Genomic DNA, 18,777 nt, shown 5'->3' on the forward strand with positions numbered 1-18,777 from the left:
CGGTGTTGGGCGACTGCCTCGCAGGTCAGACGGTGACCGGTGCCGGTTCGCCGTGGACCGCGCAGAACCGCCCGGTGGCCTCGTCGAGCACATATGCCTGGGCCTCGCCGACGTGGAAATACATGCCGTGCAGCGCGAGCGAGCCCTCGGCCGCCCGGCGGGCCACACAGGGGTGCTCCCTGAGGTGGTCGAGCTGCTGCATGACGTTGACGAGCGCCAGCCGCTCCTGGTCGTCGGTCACCGGCCGCCCGCTCAGGGCGACTTCGCCCCTGCCCAGCCGCCCGATGCGCCGCATACGGGCCAGGCTCGGCCGGCCGTGCCGCAGCCAACGGGCGAGCGGTGTCGGCTCGGCCTCCTCGGGCGAGGCGGAGCTCAGCAGCGCCCCCATGGCGCCGCATCCCGAATGCCCGCACACCGTGATCGAGCCGACCCGCAGCACCTCCACCGCGTACTCGATCGCCGCTCCTACGGAGTCGCAGGAGGCGTCCGAACCGGGCGGCGGCATCAGGTTGCCGACATTGCGCACGGTGAACAGATCACCCGGACCGCTGGACGTGATCATGCTCGTGACCAGCCGGGAGTCGGCGCAGGTCAAAAACAGCTGGGTGGGCCGCTGGCCCTCGCGCGCCAGCCGGGCCAGCTCCTCGCGTACGAGCGGAGCCGTATGGCGCTGGAATGCGCTGACCCCGCCCAGCAGTTGGCTGCCGCTGCTCTCCGGGGCCGCTACGCGGTCCGGGACGGGCCGGGTGCAGTGGTGGTTGCGCCAGGGTGTCCACGGCCGGCAGGAGTGCGCCTTTGCCGGCTCGGCGAGCGGCCGGCCCGAGCGGCCGCCGAGCGTCACCCAGCCGCCGTGCGCCCGATGGGTGGCGGACCAGGACTGCAGCGCCTCGTAGGCGGCGTGATCCATGAACGAACCGCACAGCTCGATGACGACATCGGTGTGCGCCGGCACCAGCGCCAGCGCCCGGGTCAGCCGCGGCACCGCCAGGAACGTCAACTGCCCGCTGACGCGCACCCGGTGGCCGTCGGCCTCCTCCGTCACCGTGACACGGGTGTGCGTCAGCCGGCGCAGCGCCAGGAAGACCGCGATCACGATCCCCGTCAGCACGCCCTGGAGCACGCCGAAGAGGACGACCCCGCCCAAGGTGGCGGCGTACACCGGGAATTCGCGGTGCCGCTGTACATGCCGGATGTGCGCGAAGCTCACCATCCGTACGCCGACGACCATCACCAGCGCGGCGAGCGCGGCCAGCGGGATCAGCTCCAGCGCCGTGGCCAGCAGGCCCGCGCACAGCAGCACCCATACGCCGTGCAGCACGGTGGCGCGGCGGGTGGCCGCGCCGGCCCGTACGTTCGCCGAGCCGCGGATCGCGCCCCCGGAGACGGGCAGCCCGCCCAGCAGCCCGGACACGGTGTTGGCCACGCCCTGGCCGGCCAGCTCGCGGTTGAGCTGTGCGCGGCCCGTGGGGGCGTCCGGTCGCTCGGCCGCGAGCCGGTCCACGGCCACCGCCGACAGCAGCGATTCCATACTGGCGACGAGGGTGACGGTCAGCACCGCGGTGGCGAGCGCCGGAACGGACGCGTCCGGAAGCGTGGGCAGCTCCGGCATCCGCCAGGACGGCAGCTCGACGCGCGGCACGGCCGTCCCCATGCCGCTGGCCGTCGCGGCGAGCACGGCGGCCAGCGGGGCGGGCACCATCCGCGCCCATCGCCCGGGGCGGCCCGGCAGCCGTCCCCAGCCGACCAGTACGGCGACGGTGACGGCGCCGATCAGCAGCGCGGCGACGTGCGGATGCGCCAGCTGGCCGGGCAGCGCCGCGGCATTGCCGAGCGCCGAGCTGTCGGGACGGCCGCCGAGCACCACATGGAGCTGCCCGATCGCGATGGTGACCCCGATGCCGGCCAGCATGCCGTGCACGATCGCCGGGCTGATGGCCAGCGTCGCGCGGGCCACGCGCAGGGCGCCCAGGGCGAGTTGGGTAACGCCGGCCAGGACCGTGATGGCGCAGGTGGCGCGCCAGCCGTAGCGCTGGACGAGATCGGCGGTGACCACCAGGAGGCCGGTGGCCGCGCCGCTGACCTGGAGCGGGGCGCCACCGAGCAGTCCGGCGACAATGCCGCCGACGGCCGCGGCGACCAGGCCGGCCTGGAGCGGTGCGCCGGTGGCCAGGGCGATGCCGAGCGAGAGCGGGACGGCGAGCAGGAAGACGACGATCGAGGCGGAGAGGTCCCGGCGGGCGGCCCGGCCGGCCTTCTGTGCAACGGGTTTCCCGAGCCCTGGCGTACGGGGCTCCGGAGGGATCTCGGTGCGGTGCGGGGTGTGCGGCGGCTGCGGCGGCGACTTCTCGATCTGCGACATTCCCGTCTCCTCCGGGGCGACGCGGTCGCGCGGGGCGCGATCGTGGGGCGGCGGTGTACTGCGGCGGGACGCGAGCCGGCCGGCAGTCGTCGCGGTGGGTGACGGGTCCGGTGACTCTCAAGCATCGGTAAATGAATCGTAATGACAGGTAAAGGTAGTGAGAAGCCTTTTCGGGCATTCGCCCCAAGCCTTCCCTCTATCGGGTGAATGTGAAGACTTTTGGCTTGTCTTTTTAATTCCTCTTCTTAGTGCGTGGAGGCTTGTGCCCCCGTGCGCAGTAATTCCGATCGATCACTCGGAAGGTGCTCACGGCGCCAGGAATGAGGTGGCTGATGGCGGCCTCATCGAAGGTGACGGCGTCGAAGGTGACGGCATCCATCGCGACGGCCGTGGCGTTGGCGGCGGTCGCCGGTCGGGGCAACGGCCCCCGCGATTCGTGGGGTTCTACCGCGTGCGAACTGGGCTCGGCGACCGGTTGGACGTGCAGGATCCGGAGGTGCTGGACCGGTTGCGGCGCTGCCGGTGGGCCGGGCGCCGAAGGGCGGCTGGGCGGTGTATCTCGCCAGCGCCTCTCCGGGCCCGTGCGGCTGGCAGGTCAGGCGGGCTGTGGGGTAGCCGCTCCCTCGAAGAGCACAAAGGCGGGGTCGACCTGGGCAGCGAGGTCGACCCCGGTCTTCGCGTTGCCCCAGCTCTCCGCGTTCTTCAGGTGGAAGTGCACCATCTGGCGCGTATAGCGCTCCCAGTCGCGGCGTTCGTAGGCCGCGTCGGCCGTGTCGTGCAGCGTCTCCAGGGCGCGGCGGTTGGCCTGCTCCAGGTAGGCGAAGCGGGTCGGGCGGCCCTTCTCCATGGCGCGCACCCAGTCGGAGTGCCCCACCGTCACCAACAGGTCGTCGCCCGCCTCGGCGCGCAGGAACGCCAGGTCGTCGGGGCCCTGCACCTTATTGCCCACGACCTTCAGGGGGACGCCGAAGTCCCGCGCGTACTCCTTGTACTGGCGGTAGACGGCGATGCCCTTACGGGTCGGCTCGGCGACCAGGAAGGTCATGTCGAAACGGGTGAACATCCCGGAGGCGAAGGAGTCGGAGCCGGCCGTCATATCGACGACGACATACTCCTCGCGGCCGTCCACGAGGTGGTTCAGACACAGCTCGACCGCGCCGACCTTGGAGTGGTAGCAGGCCACACCCAGATCGGACTCGGTGAACGGCCCGGTCGCCATCAGCCGCACACGGGTGTCGTCGAGCTCCACCGTCCTGGCGCAGGTGTCGTAGACGAGGTTGTCCTCGCCGACCCGCAGCAGCCGCGAGCCTTCGCCGGGCGGGGTTGTCTTGATCATGGAGTCGGCGGACGGGATCCGCGGGTTGGTGCCGCGCAAGTAGTCCTTGATCAACGGGAGGTGAGCGCCCATCGCGGGCAGCGTGGCGGCCTCCGCCTCGTCGAGGCCGAGCGCGGCACCCAGATGCTGGTTGATGTCGGCGTCCACCGCGATCACGGGGACACGGGCCGCGGCGAGATGCCGGATGAACAGGGAGGACAGGGTGGTCTTGCCGCTGCCGCCCTTGCCTACGAAAGCGATCTTCATGTTCACCAAGGGTAATCTCTTTATAGCTCTGAGTGAGAGATGCGCGTGAGGAAGACCACTCCTTCGAGGGGTTCCGCCTGGTGGTGCGTAGGGTCGTACCCATGGCTGGAATCTCCCGGGGGACCTCCCCCGTACCCCCGAAAGCGAGCGACGATCCGCTCGCGACCCTGGCCTCGCTCCCGGGAGTCGCCGAGTCCGTGGACTCGGTACGCAAGGGCGTCGACCGGGTCTACGGTCACCGGATCATGCGGCGTCGCAGCAATGAGGTCACGTCCGAGGCGGCGCTGCGCGGAGCGCGCGGTTCCGCGGCGCTGTCCGGTGCCGACTGGGCGCTCGAAGAGGTCAGGCGGCGCACCGACTTCAGCGAGGAGGGCGAGCCGCGGACGGTCGGCGCGGCGCTGAGGCTGACCGCCGAGGCCGGGCAGCTGCTGAGCGTGTGGCGGCAGTCGCCGCTGCGGGTGCTGGCGCGGCTCCATCTGGTGGCGGCATCAGGCGGCGGGCGAAGCTCCGACACGGGTGATCGTGAGCGACGCGAGGCGGCCGACGAGACCGTGGGGCGGCCCCGGCTGGCCGGCGAGCCGGTGGACGAGCCGCTCATCGAGCTGGCGCTGCCGGACGCCGAAGAGGTTGCCGGGCGGCTGGACGGGCTGGCGCGGTTGCTGCTCGCGGGCACCGAGGCGCCGGCCCTCGTGGTCGCGGCGGTGGTGCACGGCGAGCTGCTCGCGCTGCGGCCGTTCGCCTCGTCCAACGGGCTGGTCGCCCGGGCCGCGGAGCGGATCGTGCTGGTCGGCAGCGGGCTGGACCCGAAGTCGATCTGCCCCGCCGAGGTCGGGCACGCCGAGATGGGGCGCGCGGCCTATGCCGCGGCCCTGGAAGGCTATGTCTCGGGGACTCCGGAGGGCGTCGCGGCGTGGATCGCGCACTGCGGGCGCGCGGTGGAACTCGGCGTACGGGAGAGCACCGCCGTCTGTGAGGCGCTCCAGCGCGGCGCGGCATAAGGGCCGGGCGCGAGCGCTCGGTGAAAGCTTTGGGCAGCGTTCGGAATTTCCGGAGGCATTGCTTCATTCGGCCCTGAACAGGGTTGCGGCGGTACCAATCGGTGGTACCGCCGCTGGCATGTCTGCCGGGTTACCATGCGTGCACGAAATTTGCCCATCAGGTCGGAATCTTCGTCCGGTTACCTGGTGCGGCTGGCCCGTAATCGACGGGTCGGCGTCGCGTGGGTGCCCGACATTCATGCATCGGTCCGTGGGCCACTTGCTGCGTTAAAGGTGTTCCTCTCGGATGTCCTTGGTCTCGCGGGCCGTTAAGTCCTTTGTACTACTCGGGCGGGGTAAGTGGAACCCCGGACCGCAGATCTTTACGTTTGGCTTCAAACGCGGGCATTACGGGCGGCACTGCTGATCTGGCCAATACGGGCCGGACGTGTCTTTGCCGTTTTGCGCCGACTGGCGTACCAGACCAGCGTCGCGGTGGCCATGGCCGCACCCACGGCGGCCATGACGGCGAGCGCCGGCCGCGAGGGCATCGACAGCGCCGGCAGCCGCTGCTTGAGCGGGACCGGGCGGTTGAAGGAGAGAACCGGCCAGCCGCGCGCGACGGCCTCGCGGCGCAGCGCCCGGTCCGGATTGACCGCGTAAGGGTGGCCGACCGCGGAGAGCATCGGGACATCGGTCGCCGAATCGCTGTACGCGTAGCAGCGCTCGAGGTCGTAGCCCTCGGACGCGGCGAGTTCCCGGACGGCCTCCGCCTTGGTCGGACCGTAGGCGTAATACTCCACCTCTCCGGTGAAGCGGCCGTCCTCGCCGACGACCATACGGGTGGCCACGACCCGGTCCGCGCCCAGGAGTTCACCGATCGGTTCGACGACCTCCGCGCCCGAGGTGGAGACGATCACGACGTCCCGCCCCGCGGCGTGGTGTTCCTCGATGAGCGAGGCCGCCTCGTCGTAAATGATCGGGTCGATCAGATCGTGCAGCGTCTCGGCGACGATCTCGCGAACCTGGGCCACATCCCACCCGCGGCACAGTGAGGAGAGATATTCGCGCATCCGCTCCATCTGATCGTGGTCGGCGCCACCGGCAAGGAACACGAACTGGGCGTACGCAGTGCGCAGTACGGCCCGCCGATTGATCAGGCCGCCTTGGTAGAACGACTTGCTGAAGGTCAGCGTGCTCGACTTTGCAATGACAGTCTTGTCCAAGTCGAAGAACGCAGCAGTACGGGGAGTCGAGTGAGGCACGGAGTGGTTTTCCACGGGGCGAGCATAGGCGCCCACCATTCGGCGTAAGGTGTGGCGCGTGGGTTTGCCTGAGAAGGCTCTCGGGTACACCATGGAAGTCACGGATCGTTCGCGACCGTGCTAACCCGGTCCGGCTCCTCCCCCCCCCGAGTCGGCCGTGGGGACGACCCCCGCTCTCCCCCCCGGCGGGGGTCGTCGCATGTCCGGACGCATTTTCTGCCGTCGGACGCCGATCCGCCGCTCTCCTTGCCCACGTGGCGCCAGCGGCCTCGACTCTCCCGCCTCATTACGCACCGTAGTCAACACGCTGCTCTGAGGAAGGCTCTCTTGAGTCCCACTTGAGCCCCAGAAGTAGCCGTTCGTCGCTGGAATAGGTGACAGGGATATTCACAGCCATGGAGTTGTCCACAGATTTGGGTCAAGATCCACGAGATTTTCCCGATCGCTGCACCGTAAAAGAGTCCGCGAGTTCGCGGATGTGCGAGTTGCGTAGCGATAGGGGGACGGAACGTGGCCGGAACCAGGGCGTCGGAACGGTCGGACCGAACCGGCGAGGAGCGGATCGGACCGCTGATCATCACCGAGGACGAGCGGCTCCTCGACGATCTTCTGCGACTGTGTGCGGCGGCCGACGCGCTGCCCGAAGTGGCGCACGGCCTGCCGCCGCGCAAGGAGGGCTGGGAAGCGGCGCCCCTGGTGATCGTCGGCGATGACTGCGCGGGCCGGTTACGCGGCGCCGGACGCCGGCCGGGCGTCATCCTTGCGGGCCGGGACGCGGACCACCCGGAAGTCTGGCGGCAGGCCGTCGCCGTCGGGGCGGAGCGCGTCCTTGCCCTCCCCGAGGGCGAACGCTGGCTGGTGGACCGGATCGCCGACGCGGTCGAGGGTGTCGGACCGCCGGCGCTGACGGTCGGTGTCATCGGCGGCCGCGGCGGTGCCGGGGCGAGCACCCTGGCCGGCGCGCTGGCCGTCACCGCCGCGCGTACGGGGCGGCACACCATGCTCGTCGACGGAGATCCACTGGGCGGTGGGCTGGACGTCCTGTTGGGCGGCGAGAAGGAAAAGGGGCTGCGCTGGCCGGCCTTCGCCGAATCGCGCGGCCGGGTGGCCTCCGGCGCCCTGGCGGAATCGCTGCCGCAGCTGCACTCCCTACGGGTCCTCAGCTGGGGCCGGGGCGCCGAGGTGGCCATCCCGCCCCCGGCCATGCGCGCGGTGATGGCCGCGGCGCGCCGACGCGGCGGGGTCGTGGTGGTGGATCTGCCGCGCCGGGTCGACGAGGGGGTGGCGGAGGCCCTGGCCCAGGTGGACCTCGTCCTGCTGCTCGTCCCTACGGAGCTGCGCGCGGTCGCGGCGGCCCAGCGGGTGGCCACCGAGGTGCGGAAGGTGCTCCGCGATCTGCGGCTGGTGGCGCGTGCGGCTCCCGGCCGCCATGGGCACGGCCTGCCCCCGGACGAGGTCGCCCGCCTCATGGAGCTGCCCCTGGCCGGTGAATTGCCGTGGGAGCCGGGCCTGTTGGCGGATCTGTCGCGCGGTGTGCCACCGGGGGCGCAGGTGCGCGGGCCGCTGGCGCGGTTCTGTGCGGAGTTTTGGGGGCGGGTGACGGCGAGCGGGGGTGTGGGCGACAGCGGAGGGACGGCGGCCGGGCCGGTGGTGGCTTCTGGTGAGGACGTTCAGGGCGGAGGCCGGTCATGAGTCAGGGCCAGGACCTGCTGGACGTGGTGCGCCGGCGGCTCGCCGAGGCCGGGGCGGATCCGACACCGGCCAGGGTGGCGGTGGCGCTGCGCGCGGAGGGGCGGCTCCTGGGGGACGCCGAAGTGCTGGGCGTGGTGGCCGCGTTGCGGTCCGAGATGGTGGGCAGCGGGCCGCTGGAGCCGCTGCTGGCCGCGCCCGATGTGACGGACGTGCTGGTCACCGCGCCGGACGAGGTGTGGGTGGACCGCGGCGGCGGACTGGAGCGTACGGACGTCCGCTTCCGGGACGCGGCAGAAGTACGCAGACTCGCCCAGCGGCTGGCGGCGGTGGCCGGCCGAAGGCTGGACGACGCCCGGCCCTATGTCGATGCCCGGCTCCCGGACGGCACCCGGCTGCATGCCGTGCTGCCCCCGGTGGCGGTCGCCGGGACCTGTCTGTCCTTACGGGTGCTGCGGCCGCGGGCCTTCGGCCTCGCGGAACTGGTGGCGGCCGGCACGGTCCCGCCGGGCGGCGACCGGCTGCTCAGGGCGATGCTGGCGGCCCGGCTGTCGTTCCTGATCAGCGGGGGTACGGGCTCCGGCAAGACCACTCTGCTCAGCACGCTGCTCGGCCTGGTCGGCCCGGGCGAGCGGATCGTCCTGGCCGAGGACTCCGCGGAGCTGCGGCCGGACCATCCCCATGTGGTGCGGCTGGAGACCCGGCCCGCCAACCAGGAGGGCGTCGGACGGGTGACGCTGCGGGACCTCGTACGGCAGGCGCTGCGGATGCGCCCGGACCGGCTGGTGGTCGGCGAGGTGCGCGGCGCCGAGGTCACGGACCTCCTGGCGGCCCTCAATACGGGCCATGAGGGCGGCTGCGGCACGGTCCATGCCAACGCCGCATGCGATGTCCCCGCCCGCCTGGAGGCCCTCGGCTCGACCGCGGGCCTGGACCGGGCCGCGCTGCACAGCCAGCTGGCGGCCGCGCTCTCGGTCGTGCTCCATCTCGTACGCGACCGGGCCGGCCGGCGCCGGATCGCCGAGCTCCATGTCGTGGAGCGGGACCGCGACGGCTTCGTGGTGACCGTGCCGGCCGCCGTCTGGAGCCCGACCGGCTTCCAGGAGGCGGGCGGCTGGGGGCGGTTGATGCGGCTGTGCGAGCGGGGCGGGGGCGAGTGCCGATGAGCGGGGGCGGCGTGGTGCTGGTGCTCGCGGCGCTCTGTGCGGGGGCCGCGGTCCGGCTGGCCGGTGAGGGGCGGGACGACGTACGGCGGCGGGCTCGGGCGGTGCTCGGAGGGGGCGGGGCAGCGGGCAGGCCGGTGGTGCGGCGGGCCGGGCTGCGGGGCGAGGGGGTGCGGAAGTGGTGCGCGGGGCGGGTGGTCGAGGGGGTGGCGGGGCGGCGGTGGAGCTTCGGGCGCCGGGGGGACGTCGGGCGGGAGGTGTGGTGTCTGCCGGCGGGTGTGGTGCTGGGGGTGCTGGGCGGGTCCGTGCTGCCGGTCATTGCCTCGCCGGCGGCCGTGTTCCTCGTCCGGCGGTGGCTGCTCGCCCGTGGGGAGGCGCGGGCACGGGACCGGCGGGCCGCCGAGGTGATCGGGTTGTGCGCGGCGGTGGCGGGCGAGTTACGGGCCGGGCGGCAGCCGGCCCAAGCCCTGCTCGTTACGGGAGCGCCGGCTCTCGGCGAGGCGGGCTCGGCGGTGGTGGCGGCGCGCTACGGAGGCGACGTGCCCCGGGCGCTGCGAGCGGCGGCGCGGATTCCGGGGGCCGGGGGACTGGCCGGCATGGCGGCGTGCTGGCAGGTGGCGGTGGAGGGCGGCGCCGGACTCGCCTCCGGCCTGGAGCGGATCGCGGCCGGGCACAGGGCCCAGCGTGATCAATGTGAGGAGTTACGGGCCCAGTTGGCGGGCCCCCGGGCCACCGCGCTGATGCTCGCACTGCTCCCGGTGGGCGGGCTGCTGATGGGCAGCGCACTCGGCGCCGACCCGCTGCGGGTGCTGCTGCACACCCCCGCCGGATGGGGCTGCCTGGTGGCCGGCGGGCTCCTGGAGTGGGGCGGGGTGGCCTGGACGGCCCGGATCGTCGCGGACGCGGAAGGTGCTCAGGAAGGGGGAGTGTCATGACTGCGGAAGTTGTCCACAGGGTGGGGATGGCGATCGCTGCCGGGATGGCGGTGCGGTGCGCCGTGGCGCTGGTCCGGGAGGCGCGCGACGGGCGAACCGTACGCAGACGGGTGTCGGCGCTGTGGGGCGGCGGCCTGGGCCGGTACGGCGGTCCGGACCGGTACGGCGGCGGGGACGGGGCTCGGCCCCGGTCGTGCCACCGGACGGGCGACCGCTTCCGGTGGCGCGGACGGGGAACGGCGGCGCGGGGCGAGGCGCGGACGGAAGGGGAGCACAAGCGCGAGGGGCGACGGGACAGCGGGCCGAAGGGTGAGGGGCGACGGGACAGCGGGCCGAAGGGTGAGGGGCGACGGGACAGCGGGCCGACGGGTGAGGGGCGATGGGACGGTGGGCCGAAGGCGTGGCTCGGGTCCCTGGGGGCCGCCGCCTTCGTGGCCATCCTCGTCGGTGGCGTGGCCGGTGCCATGACGGGACTCGCGGTGGGCTTCGGCGCACATCGCTGGCTGGCACGCCAACGGGGTGCGGATGCGGCGCGGTTGGCGGTCGCGGAGGTGCGTGCGGAACTGGCACCCGCCGGTGATCTGCTGGCGGCCTGTCTCGCGGCGGGTGCCGGGCCGAGGGAGTCGGCCGAGGCGGTGGGCCGCTCGCTTGACGGACCCGTTGCCGAGCGGCTGCGCCAGGTGGCGGCGGAACTGCGCCTGGGCGGCGAACCGGCCCTCGTATGGCCGCGGCTGGCCGCCCTCCCCGGAGCCGAAGGGCTGGCGCGGTGCATGGAGCGCGCCGGGATATCCGGGGTGCCGGCCGTCGAGTCGGTGTCCCGGATCGCCGCCGAACTCCGTGCGGAGCAGGCCAGAGCGGCGATCACACGGGCCCGGCGGGCGGGGGTGCTGGTCACCCTTCCGCTGGCGGCGTGCTTTCTTCCGGCGTTCCTGACGCTCGGAGTGGCACCGGTACTCATCGGCCTGGCCGGCGAGCTGCTGGGAGGTAACTGACCTCCAGGCGCGCCGGTCCCGGAGCCGGGCCGGTCCCGCGGCCGGGCTGATCCCGTGACGTGGGTGATCCCGGGACGTAACTGATCTGTAGGTGAATCAAATTCAGCAACCGGTGGAGGCACCGGTGGAGCGGGGGACGGAATGTTTCGACGGTGGTGGGCGGAGCTGCGCGCGGTGGCGGCCGATGACCGGGGGATGGCCACGGCGGAGTACGCCGTGGGGACGCTCGCGGCATGTGCTCTGGCGGCGGTGCTCTACAAGGTCGTGACGAGCGCGGGCTTCCGGGCGATGCTGCGGTCGGTGCTCGAGCGGGCGATCAATGTCCAGTTCTGACGGCAGGGGGCCGGGCCCCCGGGCTCGCGGCGCCCCGCGGACCGCTCGCGACGCCGGATTCGTGACGGCGGAGACGGCCGTGGTCATGCCCGTGCTGGTGGCGGTCGTGGCGGCGCTCATCTGGGGGCTGATGGCGGTCTGCGCCCGTATCGAGTGTGTGGATGCGGCCCGGGCAGGGGCGCGCGCGGCGGCACGGTCGGAGTCGCGGGCGGCGGTGCTCGCGGCGGCGCGGGGCGCGGCTCCACGGGGCGCACGGGTCGCGCTCACACGGGAGGGCGACCTGGTGCGCGTACGGGTCGAGGCCGGTCTGCCGGGTGCGGGGCGGCTGCCGGTGCAGGTCGGAGGGGAGGCGGTGGCTCTTGCCGAGGAAACGGTGCGATGAGGGCTCGGCGACGGTCTGGACGGTCTTCGCGGCGGCGGCGCTGTGCGCGGTCTTCCTGGCCCTCCTCGGCGTGGGCCAGGCCGTCACGGCGCGGCATCAGGCGGGCGGTGCCGCGGATCTGGCGGCGCTGGCCGCCGCGGATCGCGCTCCGCGGGGCCCGGCCGGGGCGTGCGCGGCGGCGCGCCGGGTGGCGGCGGCGCAGCACACGCGGCTGGTGCGCTGCTCGGTGACCGGGGCGGTCGCCGACGTCTCGGCCGAGGCCGGCAGCCGCCCGTTCACCTCGCGGGTACGGGCGCGAGCGGGGCCGGCCGGGCCCCTGCGGCCCCGTGTGGGCCGGGCCGTCACGGCGCGGTACCGGGCGGCCGCCCTGCCCGCGGTGCAACCGCTACGCCCCCTGTGGCGCCCCGCGCAGCAGTTCTCCCAGCAGCCGGATGGCGCCCCGTTTGTGGAGCGGGTCGTTGCCGTTGCCGCATTTGGGGGACTGGATGCACGACGGGCAGCCGGCCTCGCATTCGCAGGAGGCGATGGCGGTGCGGGTGGCGGCGAGCCAGTCGGCGGCCGTGTGGAAGGCGCGTTCGGCGAATCCGGCGCCGCCCGGGTGGCCGTCGTAGACGAAGACGGTCGGCAGCAGGGTGTCCGGGTGGAGGGGGACGGAGACGCCGCCGATGTCCCAGCGGTCGCAGGTGGCGAAGAGCGGCAGCATGCCGATGGAGGCGTGCTCCGCGGCGTGCAGGGCGCCGCCCAGCTGCTCGGGATTGACCCGCGCGGCGTCGAGCTGGTCCTCGGTGACCGTCCACCACACCGCGCGGGTGCGCAGCGTACGGGGCGGCAGATCCAGCTTGGTCTCGCCCAGGACCTCGCCGGTGATCAGTTTGCGGCGCAGGAAGGAGACGACCTGGTTGGTGACCTCGACGGAGCCGAAGCACAGCCGGGCGTCGCCCCACGGAATCTCGGTGTCCGTTTCGAGGACGGAGATGGCGGTGGTGTCGCGGGCGGTCGTGGAATACGGGGGGCTGGCCTCCTCGACGAGGGCGACATCGTCGTCCAGGTCGAGCCGTTGGACGACGTAGGTACGGCCCTGATGGAGATGGACCGCGCCGTCGTGGACGGTGGTGTGCGCGGCGGCGGCGTCCACGGTGCCCAGCAGCCGCCCCGTGCCGGCCTCCACGATCTGCACCGGCGAGCCGCCCTGGCCGCGGATGTCGGTGAGGTCGGCGGCCCGCTCGCGGCGCGTCCAGTGCCAGGCGGTGGCGCGCCGCCGCAGCAGGTTCGCGGCCTCCAGCTGCGGCAGCAGCCCGGCGGTCGCGGACCCGAAGAGCGGGAAGTCGGCTTCGGTGAGCGGAAGTTCGGACGCGGCAGCGCACAGATGGGGGGCGAGCACGTAGGGGTTGTCGGGGTCGAGGACGGTGGACTCGACGGGCTGGTCGAAGAGCGCCTCGGGGTGGTGGACGAGATAGGTGTCCAGCGGGTCGTCGCGGGCCACGAGCACGGCGAGCGCGCCCTGCCCGGAGCGGCCCGCCCGCCCGGCCTGCTGCCACAGGGACGCGCGGGTCCCCGGGTAGCCGGCGATGACCACGGCATCCAGACCGGAGACGTCCACGCCCAGTTCGAGCGCGGTGGTGGCGGCCAGGCCGAGCAGATCACCGCGGTGCAGGGCGCGTTCCAGCGCGCGGCGCTCCTCGGGCAGATAGCCCCCGCGATACGCGGCGATCCGCCCCGGCAGCGAGCGGTCCACCTCCGCGAGCCGCTCCTGCGCGATCAGGGCGATCAGCTCGGCGCCGCGCCGCGAGCGCACGAAGGCGACGGTGCGTACGCCCTGGACCGCGAGGTCGGTGAGCAGATCGGCGGTCTCGGCGGTGGCGGTACGGCGGACCGGGGCGCCCTGCTCACCGTGCAGTTCGGTCAGCGGCGGCTCCCACAGCGCGAAGACCAACTCGCCGCGCGGCGAGGTGTCCTCGGTGATTTCCACCACGGGCAGACCGGTGAGCCGGGTCGCGGCCTGCGCCGGCTCCGCGGCCGTGGCGGAGGCGAGCAGAAAGACCGGCTCGGAGCCGTAGCGGGCGCAGATACGGCGCAGCCGGCGGACGACCTGCGCGACATGGGAGCCGAAGACGCCGCGGTAACTGTGGCACTCGTCGATCACGACATAGCGCAGCGCGCGCAGGAAGGAGGACCAGCGGGGGTGGGACGGCAGGATGCCCCGATGCAGCATGTCGGGGTTGGTCAGCACATAGTTGCCGTACTGGCGGACCCATTCGCGCTCCTCGACGGGGGTGTCACCGTCGTAGACCGCGGGCCGGATGGCGGTGCCCAGTGGGTCGGCCAGCTCGCGTACGGCGCGCCGCTGATCGGCCGCCAGCGCCTTCGTAGGGGCCAGGTACAGGGCCGTGGCCCCCCGGCCGTTCGGGGCCTCGGAGCCGTCCAGGAGCGTGGAGAGGACCGGTGCGAGATATGCCAGGGACTTGCCCGAGGCGGTGCCGGTGGCGACGACGACCGATTCGCCCCGCAGTGCGTGTTCGGATGTCCGTGCCTGGTGGGCCCAGGGACGATCGATTCCGGCCGAACGGATGGCATCGATCACTTCCGGCCGGATCCGTGCCGGCCAGTCGGCATGGCTGCCGATGCGCGGGGGCAAGTGCTCCGTATGAGTGATGCGCGCAGCGCGGGTCGCGCCCCGGGCGAGACGTTCGAGAATCATGCCTGGGGAAGGGTGCGCGCCCGCATCCGGCGGAAGTCGATTGGAGGCCATCGGCACCGAGTGTGTCACCGGAGTGACGGACAATGTTCAAAGGGCGTCGTGCACGCCTACCGGTAAGTGATTGAATGCCATCGCGGCTGCCAGATCCGCCCCTACCTTCGGTGGGGAGGCCCCAGGGGGGCGACCGCTCGATAGCAAGGTGCTGGAGGATCCGTGGACCTGTCCCTGTCGACCCGGACCGTTGGCGACCGTACGGTCGTCGAGGTCGGTGGCGAGATTGATGTATACACCGCGCCCAAGCTGCGGGAGCAGCTGGTCGAGCTTGTGAACGACGGAAGCTACCACCTCGTGGTGGACATGGAACGTGTCGACTTCCTGGACTCCACTGGGCTCGGCGTGCTGGTCGGCGGGCTCAAGCGGGTGCGTGCCCATGAGGGCTCGCTGCGCCTGGTCTGCAACCAGGAGCGCATTCTCAAGATCTTCCGTATCACCGGACTGACCAAGGTGTTCCCGATTCACACCTCGGTCGAGGAAGCCGTCGCAGCAACCGACTGACGGCTTGCCGGTCCCCCGTGCCACCAGGCGCGGGGGGAGGAAGCAGTGGGGGGTTCCGGACGCACTGTCCGGCCCCCTGCGTCGCACGCCCGCATATCGAGGGGGATGGCATGGCCACCGTCGAACTTCGCTTCAGCGCCCTTCCCGAGCATGTCCGCACCGCGCGTCTGGTCGCGGCTGCCGTGGCCCGGCGCGCCGGGGTGGACGAGGCCGTGCTGGACGAGGTGCGGCTGGCCGTCGGTGAGGCCTGCAGCCGGGCCGTAGGGCTGCATGAGAGCCACGACATCACGTCACCGGTGCGGGTGCTGCTGATCGAGGACGAGAAGAAGTTCTCGATCGAGGTGGGCGACGGGGTGTCCGACCACTCGGGTACGTCCGGCGCACACGGCGAGGCCGAGGGTGCCGCGGAGAGCGACGCCGAGGGCGAGGACGAGATGGGCCTCGCGGTCATCAGCGGGCTGGTCGACGATGTCGAGGTGACCACCGGCGAGGACGGCGGGCTGATCCGCATGACCTGGCCCACGACGACCGCAGCGACGCTGCCGTAGCGCGCCGGTGCAGCGCCGGGCGACGGCGCGCCGGTCCTCGTTCGTGGTCGTTCGGAGACGAATCGTTACGCCTGCCTCGTCGCGGCCTGGTCGGCCCCAATCCGGTCGACGGCAACCCGGTCGGCCCAGTGCTGATCATGTTTGTGCCGGCCATCGTGAGCGTTGCCCTTCTCGTCCCGAGTGATCAGAGCGGCCGGAGCGGTGAAGCGAGCGGCCGCGCGGCCCCGGAGCACCGTGGACGGCCCGGATGCGGGTCCATTCCGTATGCCCTCGACTGTCCTCGACGCGCGCCCTCGCCGGGGCCCCATGCGTTGCGATCCGGACTCGATCTGACGGCCCATCATCGTGCCTGGGGGAGCGCCCCGCGGGCCGTGGGTCACTCGTACGGCCCCAGCCGGGCGGCTCAATTCTCTCCGGCGTCACCCACGCCACAATCGGACCGGGATTCCGGGCGGCGTCCTTGAGCAGCGGCGATCACTGTGCGATCGGTTGACGATCAGTACGACAGAGAGATCATCGGGTGGCGGTCAGCGAATTAGCCGCATTCCTTCGTCCGGGCGAATTCCGTGCGCCGTCGGCCTATTGATCTTCGCCGCTACCGGCGAATTCCCTTTGACGCGTACTGTTTTGATCAACCGCGGCTCCCTACAATCCGTCCACATCTTGCTCAGGACGCCTGAGCGTGCTTCCGCGCGCCCATGTGCCAAACGTCAAGGAGGACGAATGGCGGGGCCTTACACCCCTCAGTTGCTTGACACCCCCTCTTTTCTGGCCGGGCCGGCACTTACGGCGGGCAACCGCGGCATCGTGCTGGCCATTGCCGTGGTCGCCCTGGCGGCACTGGCTGTCGCGGCGGTGCTGGTCCGCCAAGTGCTCGCGGCCGGCGAGGGAACCGACAGTATGAAGAAGATCGCGGCGGCCGTGCAGGAAGGCGCAAATGCCTACCTGGCACGGCAGTTGCGAACCCTCGGCGTATTCGCCGTCGTGGTGTTCTTCCTGCTCATGCTGCTGCCCGCGGAAAATTGGACGCAGCGCGCCGGACGCAGCGCCTTCTTCTTGATCGGCGCCGGATTCTCGGCGGCCACCGGCTATATCGGCATGTGGCTCGCGGTACGCAGCAATGTGCGTGTGGCGGCGGCCGCCCGGGAAGCCACTCCGGCCGAGGGCGATACCCGGGAAAAGGATCTTACGGCCGTCTCTCACAAGGCGATGAAGATCGCATTCCGTACCGGTGGTGTGGTCGGCATGTTCACCGTGGGGCTCGGCCTGCTCGGCGCGTCCTGCGTGGTGCTCGTGTACGCCGTCGACGCGCCCAAGGTGTTGGAGGGCTTCGGCCTCGGTGCCGCGCTGATCGCGATGTTCATGAGGGTCGGCGGCGGCATCTTCACCAAGGCCGCGGACGTCGGCGCCGACCTCGTCGGCAAGGTCGAGCAGGGCATCCCCGAGGACGACCCGCGCAACGCCGCGACCATCGCCGACAACGTGGGCGACAACGTCGGCGACTGTGCCGGTATGGCGGCCGACCTCTTCGAGTCGTACGCGGTGACCCTGGTCGCCGCGCTCATCCTGGGCATGGCCGCCTTCGGTGACGCCGGGCTCGCCTTCCCGCTGCTGGTTCCGGCCATCGGCGTGCTCACCGCGATGGTCGGCATCTTCGTCGTGGCGCCCCGGCGCAGCGACCGCAGCGGCATGACGGCCATCAACCGCGGCTTCTTCATCTCCGCCGGCATCTCGCTGGTCCTGGTGGCCGCCGCGGTGTTCACCTACCTGCCCTCCAGCTACAAGGACCTGGACGGTGTCACCGACCCGGACATCATCGGGCGGAGCGGCGACCCGCGGATGCTGGCGCTGGTGGCGGTCGCCATCGGCATCGTGCTCGCCGCGCTGATCCAGCAGCTGACCGGCTACTTCACCGAGACCAGCCGACGGCCCGTGCGGGACATCGGGAAGACCTCGCTGACCGGCCCGGCCACCGTCATCCTCTCCGGTATCTCGCTCGGTCTGGAGTCGGCCGTCTACTCGGCGGTACTGATCGGCCTGGCCGTCTACGGGGCGTTCCTGCTGGGCGGTGCCTCCATCATGCTGGCGCTGTTCGCGGTGGCGCTGGCCGGCACCGGCCTGCTGACCACGGTCGGCGTGATCGTGGCGATGGACACCTTCGGCCCGGTCTCCGACAACGCGCAGGGCATCGCCGAGATGTCCGGCGATGTCACCGGTGACGGCGCGCAGGTGCTGACCGACCTGGACGCGGTCGGCAACACGACCAAGGCCATCACCAAGGGCATCGCCATCGCGACGGCCGTACTGGCGGCGTCCGCGCTCTTCGGCTCCTACCGGGACGCGATCGCCACCGCCGTACGGGAGATCGGCAGCGCCGCGAGCGGGATGGGCCTCAGCCTGGACATCTCGCAGCCGAACAACCTGGTCGGGCTGGTCCTCGGCGCCTCGGTCGTCTTCCTGTTCTCCGGACTGGCGATCAACGCGGTGTCGCGGTCGGCGGGCGCGGTGGTCTTCGAGGTGCGCCGGCAGTTCCGCGAGCACCCCGGGATCATGGACTACACCGAGAAGCCCGAGTACGGGCGGGTCGTCGACATCTGCACCAAGGACGCGCTGCGCGAGCTGGCCACCCCCGGTCTGCTGGCGGTGCTCACCCCGATCGCGGTCGGCTTCTCGCTCGGTGTCGGCGCGCTCGGCTCGTTCCTGGCGGGGGCGATCGGCACCGGCACACTGATGGCGGTCTTCCTCGCCAACTCCGGTGGCGCATGGGACAACGCCAAGAAGCTTGTCGAGGACGGCCATCACGGCGGCAAGGGCAGCGAGGCGCATGCCGCGACGGTCATCGGTGACACCGTCGGTGACCCGTTCAAGGACACCGCGGGCCCGGCGATCAACCCGCTGCTCAAGGTCATGAACCTGGTGGCGCTGCTGATCGCACCCGCTGTGGTGAAGTTCTCGTACGGCGAGGACAAGAGCACCGGTGTGCGGCTCGTGGTCGCGGTGCTGGCGATCGCCGTCATCGTCGGTGCGGTGTACGTCTCCAAGCGGCGCGGAATCGCCATGGGTGACGAAGGCAACTCCGAAGACCCGGAAAGCATCGCCAAGAAGGCCGAGACGGCGGTGGCGTCCTAGCCGGAAGGGACCCCCGGAAAGGCTCGATGACCGCTCAACTGGGCGGGTGGACGGCGTATTTTGCAGGCGCCGGCCACCCGCCTTCCGTGTGCTCAGGTGGCCCTGCGGTCCTTGGTGCAAATGGCTGCAATGAGGGGCGGCCGGGATGCCCGACCCATGGGCCAGGCCCT

The 18,777-nt window shown here is 71.9% G+C and carries 14 protein-coding genes and 1 pseudogene; 11 read left to right on the forward strand and 4 right to left on the reverse strand.

Annotated elements, in window-relative coordinates; all coding sequences use genetic code 11:
• Nucleotides 1–25: 25 nt before the first annotated feature.
• Together KI385_RS24880 and KI385_RS24885 are read right to left on the reverse strand one after the other, a co-directional pair.
• A complete protein-coding gene (locus KI385_RS24880; RefSeq protein WP_238574340.1) occupies nt 26–2,359 on the reverse strand; it encodes a SulP family inorganic anion transporter in 2,334 nt (777 codons plus the stop codon).
• Nucleotides 2,360–2,954: 595 nt separating this feature from the next.
• The gene (locus tag KI385_RS24885; RefSeq protein WP_238574341.1) at nt 2,955–3,941 is read right to left on the reverse strand and encodes an ATP-binding protein; all 987 of its coding nucleotides are present in this window, start codon (nt 3,939–3,941) and stop codon (nt 2,955–2,957) included.
• Nucleotides 3,942–4,042: 101 nt separating this feature from the next.
• Here KI385_RS24885 and KI385_RS24890 point away from each other — a divergent pair, with 101 nt between their 5' ends.
• Entirely contained in the window at nt 4,043–4,939 is an 897-nt protein-coding gene (locus KI385_RS24890; protein ID WP_238574342.1) for a Fic family protein, read from the forward strand.
• Between the two features lie 374 nt (nt 4,940–5,313).
• Here KI385_RS24890 and KI385_RS24895 read toward each other — a convergent pair whose 3' ends face one another.
• A complete protein-coding gene (locus KI385_RS24895) occupies nt 5,314–6,222 on the reverse strand; it encodes an HAD family hydrolase (protein WP_238574343.1) in 909 nt (302 codons plus the stop codon).
• A gap of 471 nt (nt 6,223–6,693) precedes the next feature.
• Here KI385_RS24895 and ssd point away from each other — a divergent pair, with 471 nt between their 5' ends.
• The 7 genes and pseudogenes from ssd to KI385_RS24930 form a co-directional block, all read left to right on the forward strand.
• The gene (gene ssd, locus KI385_RS24900; protein WP_238574344.1) at nt 6,694–7,875 is read left to right on the forward strand and encodes a septum site-determining protein Ssd; all 1,182 of its coding nucleotides are present in this window, start codon (nt 6,694–6,696) and stop codon (nt 7,873–7,875) included.
• The gene (locus tag KI385_RS24905; RefSeq protein ID WP_238574345.1) at nt 7,872–9,038 is read left to right on the forward strand and encodes a TadA family conjugal transfer-associated ATPase; all 1,167 of its coding nucleotides are present in this window, start codon (nt 7,872–7,874) and stop codon (nt 9,036–9,038) included. The genes ssd and KI385_RS24905 overlap by 4 nt, the downstream gene beginning before the upstream one ends.
• On the forward strand, nt 9,035–9,970 hold the full coding sequence (locus KI385_RS24910; RefSeq protein ID WP_238574346.1) for a type II secretion system F family protein: 936 nt from the start codon (nt 9,035–9,037) through the stop codon (nt 9,968–9,970). The genes KI385_RS24905 and KI385_RS24910 overlap by 4 nt, the downstream gene beginning before the upstream one ends.
• Complete coding sequence (locus tag KI385_RS24915; RefSeq protein WP_238574347.1) at nt 9,967–10,962, forward strand: type II secretion system F family protein; 996 nt, start codon at nt 9,967–9,969, stop codon at nt 10,960–10,962. The genes KI385_RS24910 and KI385_RS24915 overlap by 4 nt, the downstream gene beginning before the upstream one ends.
• Before the next feature lie 141 nt (nt 10,963–11,103).
• Nucleotides 11,104–11,295, forward strand: a complete 192-nt coding sequence (locus KI385_RS24920; RefSeq protein ID WP_128508592.1) for a DUF4244 domain-containing protein — start codon at nt 11,104–11,106, stop codon at nt 11,293–11,295.
• Nucleotides 11,282–11,677: a TadE family type IV pilus minor pilin gene (locus KI385_RS24925; RefSeq protein ID WP_238574348.1), complete on the forward strand. Its 396-nt coding sequence runs from the start codon at nt 11,282–11,284 to the stop codon at nt 11,675–11,677. The genes KI385_RS24920 and KI385_RS24925 overlap by 14 nt, the downstream gene beginning before the upstream one ends.
• Nucleotides 11,610–11,924, forward strand: a pseudogene (locus KI385_RS24930) (Rv3654c family TadE-like protein); the annotation flags it as partial. The gene KI385_RS24925 and the pseudogene KI385_RS24930, both read left to right, overlap by 68 nt.
• A gap of 138 nt (nt 11,925–12,062) precedes the next feature.
• Here KI385_RS24930 and KI385_RS24935 read toward each other — a convergent pair.
• Nucleotides 12,063–14,426: a DEAD/DEAH box helicase gene (locus KI385_RS24935; protein WP_238574349.1), complete on the reverse strand. Its 2,364-nt coding sequence runs from the start codon at nt 14,424–14,426 to the stop codon at nt 12,063–12,065.
• Between the two features lie 162 nt (nt 14,427–14,588).
• On the opposite strand from KI385_RS24935, the gene bldG reads away from it, so the two are divergent.
• The 3 genes from bldG to KI385_RS24950 all read left to right on the forward strand — a co-directional run bounded on the left by bldG (nt 14,589) and on the right by KI385_RS24950 (nt 18,607).
• Nucleotides 14,589–14,930 carry an anti-sigma factor antagonist BldG gene (gene bldG, locus KI385_RS24940; RefSeq protein WP_030412609.1) on the forward strand — a complete coding sequence of 114 codons (342 nt, stop codon included), beginning with the start codon at nt 14,589–14,591 and terminating at the stop codon, nt 14,928–14,930.
• A 110-nt stretch (nt 14,931–15,040) separates the two neighbouring features.
• Nucleotides 15,041–15,478, forward strand: a complete 438-nt coding sequence (locus KI385_RS24945) for an ATP-binding protein (protein ID WP_238574350.1) — start codon at nt 15,041–15,043, stop codon at nt 15,476–15,478.
• Between the two features lie 723 nt (nt 15,479–16,201).
• Nucleotides 16,202–18,607, forward strand: a complete 2,406-nt coding sequence (locus KI385_RS24950; RefSeq protein WP_238574351.1) for a sodium-translocating pyrophosphatase — start codon at nt 16,202–16,204, stop codon at nt 18,605–18,607.
• Nucleotides 18,608–18,777: the final 170 nt, after the last annotated feature.

It is taken from the genome of Streptomyces inhibens, assembly GCF_022221585.1.
GTDB classification, from domain to species: Bacteria; Actinomycetota; Actinomycetes; order Streptomycetales; family Streptomycetaceae; genus Streptomyces; species Streptomyces inhibens.

Excerpts from the sequence above, each read along its gene's own strand:
- KI385_RS24905 (WP_238574345.1), top strand. The coding sequence starts at position 7,872 with ATGAGTCAGGGCCAGGACCTGCTGGACGTGGTGCGCCGGCGGCTCGCC.
- KI385_RS24910 (WP_238574346.1), top strand. The coding sequence starts at position 9,035 with ATGAGCGGGGGCGGCGTGGTGCTGGTGCTCGCGGCGCTCTGTGCGGGG.
- KI385_RS24880 (WP_238574340.1), bottom strand. The coding sequence starts at position 2,359 with ATGTCGCAGATCGAGAAGTCGCCGCCGCAGCCGCCGCACACCCCGCAC.
- KI385_RS24895 (WP_238574343.1), bottom strand. The coding sequence starts at position 6,222 with ATGGTGGGCGCCTATGCTCGCCCCGTGGAAAACCACTCCGTGCCTCAC.
- KI385_RS24945 (WP_238574350.1), top strand. The coding sequence starts at position 15,041 with ATGGCCACCGTCGAACTTCGCTTCAGCGCCCTTCCCGAGCATGTCCGC.
- KI385_RS24915 (WP_238574347.1), top strand. The coding sequence starts at position 9,967 with ATGACTGCGGAAGTTGTCCACAGGGTGGGGATGGCGATCGCTGCCGGG.
- KI385_RS24920 (WP_128508592.1), top strand. The coding sequence starts at position 11,104 with ATGTTTCGACGGTGGTGGGCGGAGCTGCGCGCGGTGGCGGCCGATGAC.
- KI385_RS24890 (WP_238574342.1), top strand. The coding sequence starts at position 4,043 with ATGGCTGGAATCTCCCGGGGGACCTCCCCCGTACCCCCGAAAGCGAGC.
- KI385_RS24925 (WP_238574348.1), top strand. The coding sequence starts at position 11,282 with ATGTCCAGTTCTGACGGCAGGGGGCCGGGCCCCCGGGCTCGCGGCGCC.
- KI385_RS24885 (WP_238574341.1), bottom strand. The coding sequence starts at position 3,941 with ATGAAGATCGCTTTCGTAGGCAAGGGCGGCAGCGGCAAGACCACCCTG.
- KI385_RS24950 (WP_238574351.1), top strand. The coding sequence starts at position 16,202 with ATGGCGGGGCCTTACACCCCTCAGTTGCTTGACACCCCCTCTTTTCTG.
- KI385_RS24935 (WP_238574349.1), bottom strand. The coding sequence starts at position 14,426 with ATGGCCTCCAATCGACTTCCGCCGGATGCGGGCGCGCACCCTTCCCCA.